This window comes from Nocardia gamkensis NBRC 108242 (assembly GCF_001612985.1).
Classification (GTDB): Bacteria; Actinomycetota; Actinomycetes; order Mycobacteriales; family Mycobacteriaceae; genus Nocardia; species Nocardia gamkensis.
The window spans coordinates 73,270-88,518 of the sequence record NZ_BDBM01000028.1; the positions used below are offsets into that span (position 1 = coordinate 73,270).

The following is a 15,249-nucleotide window of genomic DNA, read 5'->3' on the forward strand; positions in this document are numbered from 1 at the left end:
TAGTTGTGTGACTGACTCAGTGGCGGAAACCAGGCCGAGCAAGCGGCAACGACTGGTCGAGGCGGCGGTGCGGGTGTTCTACCAGCAGGGTGTGGAGAAGACGACGATCGCCGACATCGCCCGCGCCGCCGACGTTCCGGTCGGCAACGTCTACTACTACTTCAAGACGAAAGACCAGCTCATCGAAGCGGCGATCGGCTCGCACGCGCACATTCTCGATGCCGTGATCGCCGCGAGCGACCGCCACGAGACGCCGTCGGAGCGGCTGAAGGCCCTGATCGCGGGCTGGGTGGCCGATCGTGAGCAGACTGTGCGGTACGGCTGCCCGTTCGGCACCTTGTCCTCGGAGTTGGACAAGCGTGGCGACGGGTTGGGCACCGCGGCCGCCGATGTGATGCGCGTGCTGGTGGATTGGGCCGAACGGCAGTTCGCCGCGATGGGCCGCGCCGACGCGGGGGAGCTCGCGATCGCCTATGTCGCGGCGTATCAAGGAATCTCGTTGCTCACCAACACCTTTCGCGATCCAGAACTCATGGTCACCGAGGGCGCGCGGCTGTCGCGCTGGATCGACTCACTGGTGAGCTGACCTCCCTGCCGGCCCTGGTTCCGATATCGAGTCTTGCGTTCGATGCATTGTCGATATATCGTCGATAGCATGAAACAAACACGAGAGCCCTGGGAGGCTGACATGGAATACCGAGAAGATCGAGAATTCGGCCGGCGTGGCCGCGGGCCGCTGCCCGGGCCCGAGGGCTTCGAACACCGGCTGCGCTTCCGCCGCGGTGGACGCCACGGTTTCGGCCCCGAGTTCGGGCCGGGATTCGGTCCCGGCTTCGGCCCTGGCTTCGGCCCGCAATTCGGTCGCGGACGCGGCCGTGGCGGTCGGGGCAGGCGCGGTGACGTGCGCGCCGCCGTGCTGCTGCTGCTCGCCGAGCAGCCCATGCACGGCTACGAACTCATCCAGCAGATCCGCGAGCGCAGCAACGACATCTGGAGGCCGAGCCCCGGTTCGATCTACCCCGCGCTCGCGCAGCTGGAGGACGAGGGTCTTGTCCTCATCGAGAAGGTCGCCGGGCGCAAGACCGCCAAGCTCACCGAGACCGGCAACGAGTACGTCGCCGCGCACCGGGACGAGCTGGGCGATCCGTGGGCGGACGTGCAGCAGGACGTCGGAGCCCAGGCGATGGACCTGCGCGGACTCGTGGGGCAGCTGATGGGGGCGGTCGCGCAGGTCGCGGCGGCGGGTACCCCGCAGCAGGCGGCGCGTGCGGCGGAGTTGCTCACCGAGACCCGCAAGTCGCTCTACCGGATCCTCGCCGAGGACGAGACCCCCGAGAAGTAGGGGAGGCGAAACACCCCGATACCGCGCGCATTTCGAGCCGATCGGAGCGATCATTGTGAGATGCGACAGTCGAGTCGAGCGGAAGCTTGGGGTAGTTCACACTTGCGTCGCGCCGTGCTGGCCCTGGTGGTCGCCGGCGCGGCCGCACTGGGCCCGGGCGTGGCGTCGGCCGAGCCGTCCGGCCTCCGCCCGCCCGCCGTGCCGACGTACCCCGCTCCGCCGCAGTCCGACCACCTCGCCGCCGCGTGGTATCAGAAAAGCCATCCGAATGCGGTCCCGAGCGGCACCAACGACTTCGGATGCGTTCCCAGCGCCCGGCATCCCCATCCGTTGGTGCTCGCGCACGGAACCGACTCCACAGCGTATTCCGATTGGTCGGGGATCGCGCCGCGCCTGACCGCGGCCGGATTCTGCGTGTTCGCGCTGAACTACGGCGGCAAGCCCGGCGCGGACAGTTACGGTACCGAGGATCTGGTGCTCAGCGCCTATCAGATCGGCTCGTTCGTCGATCAGGTGCTCGCGGCCACCGGCGCGGGCCAGGTCGATCTGATCGGATTCTCCCAGGGCGCCAATGTCACTCGGTACTACGTCAACAAGCTGGGTGGTGCGCCCAAGGTCGGTCAGTGGGTCGGCCTCGCGTCGCCCACCTACGGCGGTGTGATGTACGGGCTGGTGCCGGTGGCCCAGGCGATCCCCGGCGCGTTGCAGGCGTTCGCCCAGGTGACCTCGCTCGCCGCCGTGCAGCAGGCCGAGGGGTCGCCGACCATGCTCGATCTCAACGCGGGCGGCGACACGGTGCCCGGGGTGCGATACGTGACCATCGGCAGCCGCGTCGACGAGATGATCCAGCCGTTCGAGAACATCGCGCTGCGGGGGCCCGGCGCGCGGAACATCGCCTTGCAGGACCTGTGTCCCGCAGATCTCACCGGGCACTTCCACATGGTGTACGACCCGTTCGTGCAGGAGTTGCTGCTCACCGTGCTGGCTCCGGGCAGTCCGGCCCCGATCTGCCGGCCGGTCCCGCTCGGCACCGGCATCCCCGAGGTGATCATCGCGGGCAATTCCTGAGGAACCGGCTCGGGCCGGTCAAACATTGTTTCAATCAGTGATTGAATCGGCGATGGAGACGTGCTTCACTTAGCGCATGCCGAAACAGGTCTCCGAGGCCGCGACCACCCGCGATCGCCTGCTGGCAGCCGCGGAACGACTGCTGCTGGAGGGCCGCTACGACGAGGTGTCGGTGCGCGGGATCTGCGCGCACGCCGGGGCCAACCCGGCGGCGGTGCACTACCACTTCGGGTCGAAGGACGCCCTCGTCGCCGCGTTGCTCGAGGAGCGGCTCGGGCCGGTGTGGGAGGACCGCTTGGCCGCTGTCACCAGCGGGCACGGGTCGATCGCCGAGGTGGTCGATGCGGTGATCGAGCCGTTCGTCGCGCTGGCCGCCGATCCCGTGGGGCGGTTGCACCTGAGACTGCTGGCGCAGTTCGTCCTCGGCAGGCAGGTGACCGAATGGCGGCAGCCATGGTTCCGGATCGATGCGTGGGTGAGCCTGTTGCCCGGTGTGAGCGAGCGTGAGAGCCGCCGCCGGTGGATGTTGGCGTTCGACCTTCTCATCATGCGATTCGGCAGTGCGGAGCACCGAGAGATGTCGCGGGAGGCGGTGGCCACCCTCCGGGAATTCGTAGTGGCCGGATTGACCGCGCCGACAGGAGAGAAACAACGATGAACGACGTATTCGCACCAGCCCGGCTCGGACCGATCGCCCTGCGCAATCGGGTGATCAAGGCCGCGACCTTCGAAGGCCGCACGCCGGACGCTCTGGTGACCGATGAATTGATCGAGTTCCATCGCGAGGTCGCCGCCGGTGGCGTCGGGATGACGACGGTGGCGTACTGCGCTGTCGCTCCCGGTGGCCGGACCGACCGGCACCAGATCTGGATGCGTCCGGACGCGGTGCCGGGATTGCGGAGGCTCACCGAAGCCGTCCATGGTGAAGGTGCCGCGGTGAGTGCGCAGATCGGGCATGCGGGTCCGGTGGCCAACGCGGCCTCGAATCGGGTTCCGGCGTTGGCGCCGAGCCGGATGTTCAGCCCCCTCTCGATGCGCATGATGCGCACTCCCGACGAGAACGGGATCCGTGAACTCGTGGCCGCTCATGCCGACGCGGCGAAGCTGGCCGAAGCGTCCGGCTTCGATGCGGTGGAGATCCACTTCGGGCACAACTACCTGGTCAGTTCGTTCCTGAGCCCCAAGCTGAACCGCCGCACCGATCGTTACGGCGGAAGCTTGGCCAACCGGGCGCGGTTGGCGCGCGAGATCGCCGCCGCGGTACGGCAGGCCGTGGGCGGCCGGCTCGCGGTGACGGCGAAGCTGAACATGGAAGACGGAGTGCGGGGCGGGCTCACCGTGCCGGAGTCGGTGCAGGTCGCCGCTTGGCTGGAAGCCGACGGCACCCTGGACGCGCTGGAGTTGACGGCGGGCAGTTCGCTGCTGAATCCGATGCTGCTGTTCCACGGTGCCGCCCCGCGGCGGTCGTTCGGCGATGTTCTCCCGGTGCCCGCGCGCTGGGGATTCCGGATGGTCGGCAAGGCGTTCTTGAAGGAGTACCCGTATCAGGAGGCGTATCTGCTCGAGCGGGCGCGGCACTTCCGGCGAGAATTGACCATGCCCCTGGTTCTGCTCGGCGGCATCACGAATCTGGACACCATGCGGCTCGCGATGGCGGAAGGCTTCGAGTTCGTCGCCATGGGCCGTGCTCTGCTCCGGGAACCGAACCTGTTGCAGCGCATCCGATCCGACGCGACGACCCGGTCGGCCTGCGTGCATTGCAACGAGTGTATGCCCACGATCTACACGTGCACACGCTGCGTGTTCCGTCCCGACCAGCCGCGCGAACCCGTCGAGCTGACCATGTCGGGCATCGGCGGCACCGAAGCGCAGGTGTAGCGGTCCGCGGTCGATCCACACGGCGCCGGGCGAGCGGCGCGCTCCCGGCGGCCACGTGACGACGCGGCGCCTCTCGGTTCCGGTGTTCAGAGCCCGGCGGTCAGGGCGGCGGCTGATCCGTCCGGACCGGGCGCTGCCAGCGCGGCGACCAGCATCGCCGTCACGGCAAGGCCCGAGCGAGACCAGCCCGCTTCGATGATTGCCGCCCGCGACCAGGCACGACACGCGCGACGCCGGTCTTTCTCGCCGAAGACGGTTCGAGGCCGGTCTCCCGGGTATGCGCGAGATGTCAGCTTGTTCCGATATTCCAGGAGGTTGTTGTGGCTGAACATGGAAGCGGTCCTCGTGAAGGCGTCGAAGGCGTCGTCGAAGATGTCAAGGGCAAGGTGAAGGAAGCGGCCGGTACCGTCACCGGTCACGAGAATCTGAAGGACGAGGGCCGCGCGCAGCAGGACAAGGCGGAGTCGCAGCGCGAGGCGGCAGGCAAGGAAGCCGCCGCCGAGAAGGCCAGGGCCGAAGCGGACGTCGACGAGGCCCGCCAGTCCGCGCATCAGCACGGACGGTAATCACCCGTCGGTTCGTCCGACCGCAGACACACCCCGCCGCCGTCAGCCGAGCTGGCGGCGGCGGGGTGTTCGCGTGTGGGTTGGTCATCGAGTCGGCACGCCTCGCCGAGGGCGAAACACCCCGGCTCGCGCTCGTGACCGAGCAGCGCTGTCAGGCGTATGGCTCGACGGTGCGCACGTACGCGAGGCCGCAGGCTCGCTCGGCTGTTTCCGGCGCCGCCGCGATGACTACCCGGTTGGCGCCGCCGTCTTCGACGATTTCGGCGCCGGCCTTCTTCAGCCAGTCGAAGAACGCCGACCGGATCGCCATGATCGCCGCGTCGTCGCCGGGTTCTCCCGCATTCAGCGAGATGAGGTATCGACGGTCGTGCGCTGACATACGGCTCTCCGTTCGAACATCCCGAGACGCGGTCGGATCGGTGTGTTCGCCGCTCGTGGCGGCGAGGAACTCCGTTTGGCGGAACCATGAAGTCCGCATGTTACGCGGAGAGCTGTGCCTGTAGGCGGCCGACGGGCGGACTTACAGCCTCGCCCGGCGGCTTACCGGATCAGTGCGAAGGGCCGGACCCGTCGGCCGCGGCCCGCCGGGCGGCACCGACCGCCCGCTTGGCGATAGCCCATCGGTGCACCTCGGAGGGCCCGTCGTAGATGCGGAAAGGCCGCACCTCGCGGGACAGGCGCGCCAGCGGCAGGTCGTCGGAGACGCCGAGACCGCCGCACAACTGGATGCTCCGGTCGACGATGCGGAAGATCGCCTCGGCGGCGAACGTCTTCGCTATCGAGGTGGCGTTGCCCGCGTGCTCCCCGCCGTCGAGTTCCCAGCAGGCGCGCACCAGCAGCGCACGGGTGGCGGCGATGTCGATCTCGTTGTCGGCGATCATCTGCTGCGCCAGGCCGAGATCGCCGATGCGGGCACCGAATCCTTCGCGCTGAGCGACGCGCGCGACGGCGATGTCGTGACCGCGCCGAGCCGCGCCGAGCCACCGCATCACGTGCGTCATGCGGGCAGGACCCAGCCGCACCTGGGCGTATTCGAAGCCGCGGTCGACAGCGCCCAGTACCGCTTCGTCGGGAACGAACATGTCCTCGAAGAAGACCTCGCAATGGCCGCCGATCATGGCCCGGTCGAGCGTGGTGATGTGCCTGCCCACACGCAGGCCGGGGGTGTCGGCAGGGGCCAGGAACATGGTCGCCCCGCCGCGCTGGCCGGGTTCGCCGGAGGTGCGGGCCATCACGATGAAGAAGCCCGCGCCGTCCGCGCCGGTGATGAAGTACTTGTGACCGTCGATGCGCCAGCCGCCGTCGGCGCGGACGGCCCGGGTGGCCAGCGCCGCTGGATCGGAGCCCGCGCCGGGTGCGGGCTCCGTCATCGCGAAGGCGGAGCGCACCGCCCCGCGGGCGAGCGGCTCGAGGTAGCGCGACTTCTGCTCCGGGTCGGCGATGTGGGCGAGCATGTGCACATTGCCCTCGTCCGGCGCCGCGATGTTGAGCGCGGTCGGACCGAACAGCGAGTAGCCCGCCTCTTCGAACACCGGGGCGCGATCCGACATCGACAGCCCGTGACCGCCGTACTCGACGGGCGCGTGCGGCGCGAAGACGCCTGCTCGGCGCGCCTGCTCGTTCAGCGTGACGCGCAGCTCGTCACCACCCGCGGCGGTGATGTCGCCGTGGTGTTCGTCCTCGATCGGCAGCACCGTCTCCCGCACGAACGCGCGGGTGCGTTCGGTCAGCGCCCGTACTTCGTCGGAATAGGTCAGATCGATCGGCATCGCGCATTCCTCCTCGGCGTCCGGAGCCTCGTCATCGGACCGAACGATCGCTCCATCTGAACACTGTCTCACTGGGTTCGATCCGTGTCAAAGTGCCTCGGCCGCAGGTTATCGGCGGGGGAATGGTCGAAGTTTCGGATTCAGTTATTCTGAACACTATGGAAGATGAGGGAACGTCGCCGCACGAGGCGATCCGTAGTGCGCGCCGCGCCGCCGGCTTGTCGCTGCGCGAAGTGGCCCGCAGGCTCGAGGTGAGTCCCGCGACGCTCAGCGCCGTGGAGACGGGAAAGACCGGAATCTCGATTGCACGCCTGACCCGGTTGGCCGACGTGCTCGGTGTGCGTGTCACGCATTTGCTCGGTGACATGGCCTCCGTGTCCCGGCCGAGCTACGACCGGACCGACACCGAGCCGGGGGCACACGGCGGCTGGCGTGACTTCGCTCCGCTGGACGTCGACCCGGTGCTGGCCGCCGCCCTCGTCTCGTTCGTCGAGATCGGCTATCACGGCACGACCGTGCGCGCCCTGGCCCGGCGGGCGGGCACCAGCGTTCCCGGCCTCTACCACCACTACCGCGACAAGCACGAGCTACTTGTGCGCATCCTCGACCTGACCATGGACGAACTGCACTGGCGCGTGCGCGCCGCCCGCGCGGAGGGCCGCGACAGCGTGCACCGGGTGCGCCTGATCGTCGAAGCCTTGGCCTTGTTCCACACCCACCGCCGCGACCTCGGGTTCATCGGCGCCAGCGAGATGCGCAGTCTGTCTCCGGGCGAACGCGTGCGCATCGCCCGTTCCCGCCGTGACATCCAGGCCATCCTGGATGACGCGATCACCGAGGCCCATGGCGAGGGCCGCATCGCCACTCCCGATATCCGGGCGGCGGGTCGAGCCATCGCCACCATGTGCACCGCCATCCCGCAGTGGTTTCGCGAGTCCGGCCCGGCGACGCCGGAGGAAGTGGCCGCACGGTACGGCGATTTCGCCCTGGGCGTGCTCGGGATCCATCCTGCGAACCAGCCGCATCGCTCCCGCCTCACCTAGGTGGCGATAGACCACACCCTCGGGGACCGGACACCACCACTCGGGGGCCTGATGCCGGCGGCTGGAACGGCGGACAGTAAGACGTGTCACCGCCGGCGAACCGGAGCATCCCATGTCGATCCCCAGCACAATCCCCACCGCGGCGGAGCGGCGTGCCACGGTCCGGACCGAAGACGGCGTGACCCTCGCGGTTCGCGAATACGGTCCGCGCGACGCGGACCTCACCGTCGTGTTGCTGCACGGACATTGCCTGCGCACCGAGTCCTGGACCTACGTTCGCGACGCCCTGCTGCGCAGGAACCCCGGCGCGCGGGTCGTCTGCTACGACCACCGCGGTCACGGCGAGTCCGCCTCGGCGCCCCGGCAGACCTACAACCTCGAGCAACTCGGCCGCGACCTGCGGGTGGTTCTCGACGCCGTGGCCCCCACCGGACCGGTCGCCCTCGTCGGTCACTCGATGGGCGGCATGACCGCGCTGACCTACGCCCGCCGCAACCCGCACGAGATCGGCACCCGCATCGTCGGCGTCGCGCTCCTCGCGACCGCTGCCGACGGGCTGGCCGACGCGGGCTTCGGCCGGCTGCTGCGCAACCCGGTCGTCTCCGTCTTCCAGGCGGCCGTCCGCCGTGCCCCGCGCCTGATGCACCACGCGAAGCTCGCGGCCTGCAAGCTCTTCGCCCCGATCATCCGCACCGCGGAATTCGGTGATGGCGAGGTGAGCTCCCGGGTGCTCGCCCTGGCCAACGCGATGCGCAACGAGACACCGATCGTCACGATGGCGAGCTTCTTGAGCGACTTCATGGTCTATGACCGAACCGACGCGCTCCCGGTTCTCTCCCGGATCCCCACGTTGGTGCTGTGCGGCTCCGCCGACCTGATGACGCCGCCGTCGCATTCCGTCGCGATGGCCGCCGCCGTCGAGTACTCGGACTTCGTGATGATCGATGGCGCGGGTCACTCCGTGATCCTGGAGCAGCCCGGCCAGGTGGCCGAGGCCGTCGCACGCCTGATGGCGCGGGCCGGTGAGGTCGGCGCCGCCGACCTCACCTACGCCGCCTGAGCGACACTCACACGTACCGCTGGCGGAGTTTGCCCTTGACCAGCTTCCCCGTGGGGGTCCGGGGCAGGTCGTCGGCGAAGTCGAAACTCTTCGGCACCTTGTAGTGGGCGATGCGCTCGCGCAGGTAGTCGCGCAGCTCCGCGGCGAGTTCCTGGCCCGGTTCGACGCCCGGCGCCGGTTGGACGACTGCCTTGACCGATTCGCCCATCTCCTCGTCGGGCACGCCGATCACCGCCACGTCGAGCACCCGGGGGTGCAGGGCGAGCGCGTCCTCGACCTCCTGCGGGTAGATGTTCACGCCACCGGAGATGATCATGAAGGCCTTGCGGTCGGTGAGGAACAGATAGCCCTCCTCGTCCACGTAGCCGATATCGCCGGTGGTGGTCCAGGTCGGGTGTTCGGGGTGGACCGCCTCCGCCGTCTTGGCGGGGTCGTTGTGATAGGCGAAGGGGATCTCGTCGCGTTCGAAATAGACGGTGCCGATCTCGCCGGTGGGCAGTTCCGCGCCGTCGTCGCCGCACACCCGGATCGCCCCCAGACCGGCCCTGCCGACCGAGCCCGGCTTGCGCAACCACTGCTCGCTGTCGATGAAGGTGGCGCCGTTGGCCTCGGTCGAGGCGTAGTACTCGTGCAGGATCGGGCCCCACCAATCGATCATCGCCCGCTTCACGTCGACCGGACACGGTGCCGCCGCGTGCACGGCGACCCGCAGGCTGGACACGTCGTAGCGGGCGCGGACCGCCTCGTCGAGCTTCAGCATCCGGACGAACATGGTGGGCACCCACTGGCTGTGCGTCACGCGGTAGCGCTGGATTGCGGCCAGCGCCTGCTCGGCGTCGAATTTCTCCATGATCACCAAAGTTCCGCCGAGCGCGTGGACCACGCCACCGAAGCGCAGCGGCGCGGCGTGATAGAGCGGGGCGGGGGAGAGGTAGACCGTCTCGGTGTCGAATCCATAGAGCGGGCCGAAGATCGCGGTATAGGTGTCGCCGGGCGCATCGCCGACCTGCCGGTCCGGCAGGGGCTGCTTGATGCCCTTGGGCCGTCCGGTGGTGCCCGAGGAATAGAGCATGTCCGCGCCGCGCGGCTGGTCCGGCAGGGGTTCGGGCGAGGCCGCCGCCCGGGCGTCCTCATAGGACTTGTACCCCTGCACCGGGCCGCCGAAGGCGAGGCGGATATCGACCGAGGGGGTCTGCGCCACGATCTGCTCGGCGGCGCCGGCGAGACCAGCCGACACGATCAGCGCCCTGGCTCCGCAGTCGTTGACGATGTAGCTGATCTCGCTCGGCGACAGATGCCGGTTGACGGCGGTGATGTAAAGCCCCGTTCGCAATGCCGCCCAGTAGACCTCGTAGACTTTCGGGTCGTTCCCGGACAGTAGCGCGACATGATCACCTTTGCGCAACCCCGCGTCGTACAGGTGGCGGGCCAGCCGGACCGAGTTCTCCTCGAGTTCCCGATAGGTCAGCACTTCACCGCTCTCGGCGCGGACAACAGCCGGTTTTTCAGGAAATCGGTCGACGTGTGCGCCGGGGTACATGCGGCTCCTCGGTGGAACGGAGCGGTCGGTGCCCGACCGCCCGGCCTGCGCGGGCTCCCCGGACCGTCGGCCGCGCCGACATCCCTGGTGTCCCGCAGAGCGGTTGCTCTGCCACCGTACGATAGCTGAAAGTAAACGGCGGTTCTGGTTTATTCGGCACAATCGATTTCGGGCCGGAGAGGCGATGAGCCGACTGGCCGGGCTGGCCTGGCCGCCGATCCCGTGGCCGGACCGCCCCGCTGCGCTGCGAACTCGGCTGTGGATCGGCGCCGCGGCGTGGAAGCCGTCGCCGGAGCCGGACGCGATGACCGCCGACCGCTGGTTCCGCGACATCGGCGTGCCCCAGTCGTTGCGGAAGCCGACCCTGCACCAGCTCGTGATCGGCCTGCTGTGGCCGCCGCGCCCTGAGCGGCGCAGCGGGTTCACGCTTTTCGACGATGTTCGTCCGGTTATTCCACTCGAAGTGGGCAATACGGTCCATGGAGAGGTGAGAATCATGAGCTTGTTCCGAAGTGCTGACAGATATCGACGGCGCCGCACCCGCAGCGGGGGGTACGGCCGGTGGCGCAGCGGTTACGGAAGCGGCTGGCGCAGCCGGTATGGCAGCCGATGGCGGCGCGACAGCAGGGGTCCGCGCAGGCACGCGGGATCCGGGGGATTGGCGGGGGCCGCGCGATTCGGCTTCATCGCACGCGGAATCGCTTACATCGTCATCGGTATTCTCGCCTTCATGCTGGCGGTCGGCACCGCGCAACATGAGCCGACCGCGGGCGGGGCGCTCGCCGCGCTCGCCGATAAACCGTTGGGCTATCTGCTGCTGTGGATCCTTGCCCTCGGATTCGCCGCCCTGGCCGCGTGGCGGCTGGCGCAGGCTGCCGGCGCGCCCGCGGGGAGCCCGAGCGGACTCCGCCTGCGCGCGTTGGCCATCGGGCTGGTCTACGCCATAGCGTTCTTCGTCATCCTGCGGTTCGTCGTGGACGGCCGGACGCCACAGCCCGGTGAGGCCGTCGCACGCGACGTGACCGCCCGGATCCTGGCCTGGGACGGTGGGCAAGTGGTCGTCCTGCTGATCGGTTCGGTCATCCTCGCCTTGGGCGTCCTGACCACCCTGCGCGGGCTTCGTCTGGCTTTCGTCGACGACCTGCGGATGGGCTGGATGACCCAGGCGTCCCGTGAAAGCGTGATCTGGCTGGGCCGGTTCGGTTATCTGGCGCGGGGCTTGATCGTCATGGGGATCGGGCTCGCCGCGGTGGTGGCGGCCGCGAACTACGAGCCGGCGAACGTCAAGGGCGTCGATGCGGTACTGCACGATTTCGCCGGCAGTACGCTCGGTCCTTGGCTGCTCATCCTGGTATCCGTCGGCTTGATGGCGTTCGGGGTTCTGTCGTTCCTGCAAGCGAAGTACCGGCGGACCTACGGAGGGGTTCCGGTGTGAATCGGGCGAAGGTAGGCGGCGTCGTCGTCGCTTACCGCCGCTCGGCTTCGATCTTCGCGGCAAGGGCGGACCGCTCGGCCTGTTGCCGAGCGAAGAGTTCAGCGCTGAAGGCAGTCCACGCGTCCTCTTGCTCCGGAGTCGTTTGTGCTGCGTGCACTTCGGATTCGACATCGGGGTGGGCGTCGAGGAACCGGGCGAACAGCGAACCCATCTCCCGGCTGTGTCTGCGATTGAGCTCGATTCGTCGCGGATCCATGCGTGGCCGGTCGTCGCAGAGCGCCAATTGGTCGTACACGACCAAGGCGACGCGCGTGGGGTCATCCGGCGGGTGCACGCGCAAGGTGTGATGGGGGTTCGGCCGGTCATCGATGATCACCACGGTGTCGGTGCCGAACGGAAGGTCCGCAGGCCAATCGATCTCGTCGGTGGCCTCCTCGACGAGCAACCGGGCGAGCCTTCCGCGCAGGCCAGTCTGGTTGTAGCGCAGTGGCGTAGCACCCTGATCTTCGCTCATGATGATCGCTCCCGATTCTGATCGCTACCGGTCGGTGCGTGCGGCGGCGGGGTAGGGGTCGGTGATCTCGCGCAGGCGATTCAGCGCTTGCCGCAGCTGCCGCATTCCCTGGGCGCCCAGATGCGCCGCCCATTCCTGCTCGACGCGTTCGGCCACCGAATTGGCGAAACCGGCCGCTTGCTCGCCGCGTTCGGTCAGGCACACGAGGCGGGCCCTGCGGTCGCTCGGATCGGGGACCCGCTTCACATAACCGGCACGTTCGACCTGGTCGACGAGGAAGCCGGCGGTCTGTTTCGTGATCTGCGCTCGTTCGGCCAATTCGGTAAGGCGGGTGCCCGCGGCGTCGATCTGGGCGACTATTCTCGCCTGCGCGACGGTGATGTCGCCGAATCCCGAGTCGGTCAGAGCTGTCAGCACCCGTTGCTCCATCGCCCGAAATGCGATCTGCATCAACAGGCCGACGTTGATCTCCTCCGCCATCCCACTCCTTGACGTTGGTACGAGAGGCTGACAATATTAGTCAGATAGCCTGACCAATTATATCGGAGGTGCCCTCATGCCCGCCCGATCGACAGTCCTCGACCGTGAGAGCAGCTGGCAGGTCGTCGAGCAGCAGCGCCGCGCGATCGCGGGCCTGCTGGCCGAGCTGTCTCCGAAGGAGTGGGACCATCCCTCGCTCTGCGCCGGTCGGCGAGTCCGGCACGTAGCCGCCCACCTCGCGATGACACCGTCCCCGCCGCCGGTCGGCGTCATGATCGCGACCGGTCTGCGCGTCGGAGGCGACTACAACCGTCTGGTCGATCCGCTCGCCAGGCGTTACGCGGAAGTGCCCGTGGATCAGCTGGTTTCGGGCATACGAGACCAGGCGGGCGCACGCCGCATGCCGGTGCTGACCAACTACCGCAACGTCCTGATGGACACCGTGGTCCACGGCCAGGACATCGCCATCCCGCTCGGACGTACTCTCGACCTTCCCCCGGCGGCCGCCGCTATGGCTATCGCCCACGCGGTCACTCTCGGCCGGCCGGTCTTCGATCGCCGGCGGTTGCGCGGGATCAGCCTGCGCGCCACCGATATCGACTGGTCGTACGGCGCCGGGCCCGAGGTCCACGGTCCCGTCAGGGCATTGCTGTTGGCGGTCACAGGACGTACCGCGCGGCTGCGCGACCTGGCCGGCGCGGGTCTGGCGCCGTTGACCGAACGCCTCATCAGCGCCTGACCCGGATCACCCGGCCACGATTCCGGTGCTCAGCCGCGTTGGTCGCCGGCCGGTTCGGACCGGGGGACCGACCCTTTGATCTCGACGATCGGCAGCCGTAGCGCGGCAGGCGCATCGGCCGGGACCACCGGATTGCGCGGCGGCACCGGGGCGATGCGCCGGTAGGGCGCGCCGAGCTGCGGACGGGCATCCGGCTCACCCTTGTTCGGCCACAGGGCGGCGGCCCGTTCGGCCTGCGCGGTGATGGTGAGCGAAGGGTTCACACCGAGGTTGGCCGAGATGGTAGAGCCGTCGATGACGTGCAGCCCCGGATATCCGTGCATCCGATGGTACGGATCCACCACGCCGGTTTCGGGGGAGTCGCCGATGACGCAGCCGCCGATGAAATGCCCGGTCATCGGGATGTCGAACAGGGCGCTCCAGCCGGCGCCCGCGATGCCGTCGATCTTGTCGGCGACCCGGTGGGCCACCTCGTGCCCGGCCGGAAGCCAGGTCGGATTCGGTTCGCCCACACCCTGTTTGGTGGTCATCTTGCGACCGAATAGACCGCGTTTGGTGTAGGTGGTGATGGAGTTGTCGACCGATTGCATCACCAGCAGCCCGATCATCTGTTCCGACCAGCCGCGCGGGTTCTGCAGGTGCAGAGCGTCGCGGCCGAGCTTGCGCATCGTCCGCGCCCACAGGCGCAGCTTCGGGGTGTGCCCGTCCGGGTCGATCATGGCGGTGCCGATCAGGCCGATGGCGTTGCTGCCCTTGCCGTAGCGCACCGGCTCGATATGGGTGTCGTCGTCCGGGTGGATCGAGGAGGTGATCGCCACCCCTTTGGTGAAGTCGGAGTCCTTGCGGCGGCTGCGCACCGAGAGCAGTTCCTCGGAATTGGTGCGCGAGAGCTCGCCCAGGCGCGCAGAGATGTCCGGCAGCGAACCGCGGTCGCGCAGCCGGTGCAGCAGTTTCTGAGTGCCCAGGGCGGCTGCGGCGAAGACGACTTGCTCGGCGGTGAACTTGCGGCGCGCCTTACGGACCCAGCGTCCGGTGCGGACAGTGGCGATCTCGTAGCCGCCGCCGGGCAGCGGACGCACATCGGTCACCGTGGTGAGCGCGTGTACCGCCGCCCCGGCCTGCTCGGCGAGATAGAGGTAGTTCTTGACCAAGGTGTTCTTGGCGTTGTGACGGCAGCCGGTCATGCATTCGCCGCAGTGCGTGCAGGTGCTGCGGGCGGGGCCGACGCCGCCGAAGTACGGGTCGGGCACATCCTGACCGGGCCGCACGCCGTTGCCGCCGAACAGGACGCCGACGGGCGTGCTGCGGTAGGTCGAGCCGACGCCCATCTCCTCGGCGATCTCGGCCAGCACGCGGTCCGACGGCGTTGTCGCCGGGTTGGCCGTGACGCCCAGCATCCGCTTGGCCTGGTCGTAGTGCGGAGCGAGTTCGTCCTTCCAGTCGGTGATGTGCGCCCACTGGCGGTCCTGATAGAACTTGTCCGGCGGCTCGTAGAGCGTGTTCGCGTAGACCAGCGAGCCACCGCCGACCCCCGCGCCCGCCATGATGAAGGTGTCCTTCAGCAGCGTCAGCCGCTGGATGCCGAAGCAACCCAGTCCCGGGGCCCACAGGTACTTCTTCGCGTCCCACGAGGTTTCGGCGAACTCGTCGTCGGCGAAGCGCCTTCCCGCCTCGAGCACGCCTACCCGGTAGCCCTTCTCGGTCAGTCGCAGTGCGGTCACGCTGCCGCCGAAGCCGGAACCGACGACCACCACGTCGTAGTCGAACGTCATCTGATCTCCACCAGTTGTCGAAGTTGTTGCCGCGGAAGAGGTG

General features: G+C 68.5%; 17 protein-coding genes. 10 read left to right on the forward strand and 7 right to left on the reverse strand.

The features are described 5' to 3' along the window. Positions 1-7 precede the first annotated feature (7 nt). The 5 genes from NG1_RS21895 (at position 8) to NG1_RS21915 (ending at position 4,288) form a co-directional block, all read left to right on the forward strand. On the forward strand, positions 8-586 hold the full coding sequence (locus NG1_RS21895) for a TetR/AcrR family transcriptional regulator (protein ID WP_245659989.1): 579 nt from the start codon (positions 8-10) through the stop codon (positions 584-586). A 102-nt stretch (positions 587-688) separates the two neighbouring features. Continuing rightward, positions 689-1,342: a PadR family transcriptional regulator gene (locus NG1_RS21900; RefSeq protein WP_062973602.1), complete on the forward strand. Its 654-nt coding sequence runs from the start codon at positions 689-691 to the stop codon at positions 1,340-1,342. A gap of 60 nt (positions 1,343-1,402) precedes the next feature. Further along, complete coding sequence (locus tag NG1_RS21905) at positions 1,403-2,410, forward strand: esterase/lipase family protein (RefSeq protein ID WP_084499094.1); 1,008 nt, start codon at positions 1,403-1,405, stop codon at positions 2,408-2,410. Between the two features lie 76 nt (positions 2,411-2,486). Continuing rightward, positions 2,487-3,068, forward strand: coding sequence for a TetR family transcriptional regulator (locus tag NG1_RS21910; protein ID WP_062973604.1), 582 nt, complete (start codon positions 2,487-2,489; stop codon positions 3,066-3,068). Then, on the forward strand, positions 3,065-4,288 hold the full coding sequence (locus tag NG1_RS21915) for an NADH:flavin oxidoreductase (protein ID WP_062973606.1): 1,224 nt from the start codon (positions 3,065-3,067) through the stop codon (positions 4,286-4,288). The genes NG1_RS21910 and NG1_RS21915 overlap by 4 nt, the downstream gene beginning before the upstream one ends. Positions 4,289-4,374: 86 nt before the next feature. Here NG1_RS21915 and NG1_RS36855 read toward each other — a convergent pair whose 3' ends face one another. After that, a complete protein-coding gene (locus tag NG1_RS36855; RefSeq protein WP_157114170.1) occupies positions 4,375-4,620 on the reverse strand; it encodes a hypothetical protein in 246 nt (81 codons plus the stop codon). Here NG1_RS36855 and mbp1 point away from each other — a divergent pair. Beyond that, positions 4,609-4,854, forward strand: a complete 246-nt coding sequence (gene mbp1 / locus NG1_RS21920; RefSeq protein ID WP_062973608.1) for a microaggregate-binding protein 1 — start codon at positions 4,609-4,611, stop codon at positions 4,852-4,854. The genes NG1_RS36855 and mbp1 overlap by 12 nt on opposite strands. 151 nt (positions 4,855-5,005) lie before the next feature. Here mbp1 and NG1_RS21925 read toward each other — a convergent pair whose 3' ends face one another. Then, a complete protein-coding gene (locus NG1_RS21925; RefSeq protein WP_062973610.1) occupies positions 5,006-5,233 on the reverse strand; it encodes a hypothetical protein in 228 nt (75 codons plus the stop codon). Between the two features lie 169 nt (positions 5,234-5,402). Continuing rightward, a complete protein-coding gene (locus NG1_RS21930) occupies positions 5,403-6,623 on the reverse strand; it encodes an acyl-CoA dehydrogenase family protein (RefSeq protein ID WP_062973612.1) in 1,221 nt (406 codons plus the stop codon). Between the two features lie 158 nt (positions 6,624-6,781). On the opposite strand from NG1_RS21930, the gene NG1_RS21935 reads away from it, so the two are divergent. Together NG1_RS21935 and NG1_RS21940 are read left to right on the forward strand one after the other, a co-directional pair. Further along, entirely contained in the window at positions 6,782-7,666 is an 885-nt protein-coding gene (locus NG1_RS21935) for a TetR-type transcription factor C-terminal domain-containing protein (protein WP_062973614.1), read from the forward strand. A gap of 112 nt (positions 7,667-7,778) precedes the next feature. Next, positions 7,779-8,726, forward strand: a complete 948-nt coding sequence (locus NG1_RS21940) for an alpha/beta fold hydrolase (protein ID WP_062973616.1) — start codon at positions 7,779-7,781, stop codon at positions 8,724-8,726. Between the two features lie 7 nt (positions 8,727-8,733). On the opposite strand, the gene NG1_RS21945 is transcribed toward NG1_RS21940, so the two are convergent. Next, positions 8,734-10,266, reverse strand: coding sequence for an acyl-CoA synthetase (locus tag NG1_RS21945; RefSeq protein WP_062973618.1), 1,533 nt, complete (start codon positions 10,264-10,266; stop codon positions 8,734-8,736). A 184-nt stretch (positions 10,267-10,450) separates the two neighbouring features. Here NG1_RS21945 and NG1_RS38470 point away from each other — a divergent pair, with 184 nt between their 5' ends. Next, positions 10,451-11,701, forward strand: coding sequence for a DUF1206 domain-containing protein (locus tag NG1_RS38470; RefSeq protein WP_245659990.1), 1,251 nt, complete (start codon positions 10,451-10,453; stop codon positions 11,699-11,701). Positions 11,702-11,732: 31 nt separating this feature from the next. On the opposite strand, the gene NG1_RS21955 is transcribed toward NG1_RS38470, so the two are convergent. Together NG1_RS21955 and NG1_RS21960 are read right to left on the reverse strand one after the other, a co-directional pair. Beyond that, the gene (locus NG1_RS21955; protein WP_062973620.1) at positions 11,733-12,215 is read right to left on the reverse strand and encodes a DUF7161 family protein; all 483 of its coding nucleotides are present in this window, start codon (positions 12,213-12,215) and stop codon (positions 11,733-11,735) included. 24 nt (positions 12,216-12,239) lie between these two features. Continuing rightward, entirely contained in the window at positions 12,240-12,695 is a 456-nt protein-coding gene (locus NG1_RS21960) for a MarR family winged helix-turn-helix transcriptional regulator (RefSeq protein WP_062973622.1), read from the reverse strand. 76 nt (positions 12,696-12,771) lie between these two features. Here NG1_RS21960 and NG1_RS21965 point away from each other — a divergent pair, with 76 nt between their 5' ends. After that, positions 12,772-13,434, forward strand: a complete 663-nt coding sequence (locus NG1_RS21965) for a maleylpyruvate isomerase family mycothiol-dependent enzyme (RefSeq protein WP_062973623.1) — start codon at positions 12,772-12,774, stop codon at positions 13,432-13,434. A 29-nt stretch (positions 13,435-13,463) separates the two neighbouring features. On the opposite strand, the gene NG1_RS21970 is transcribed toward NG1_RS21965, so the two are convergent. Next, entirely contained in the window at positions 13,464-15,206 is a 1,743-nt protein-coding gene (locus NG1_RS21970) for a GMC family oxidoreductase (RefSeq protein WP_062973625.1), read from the reverse strand. Positions 15,207-15,249 lie beyond the last annotated feature (43 nt).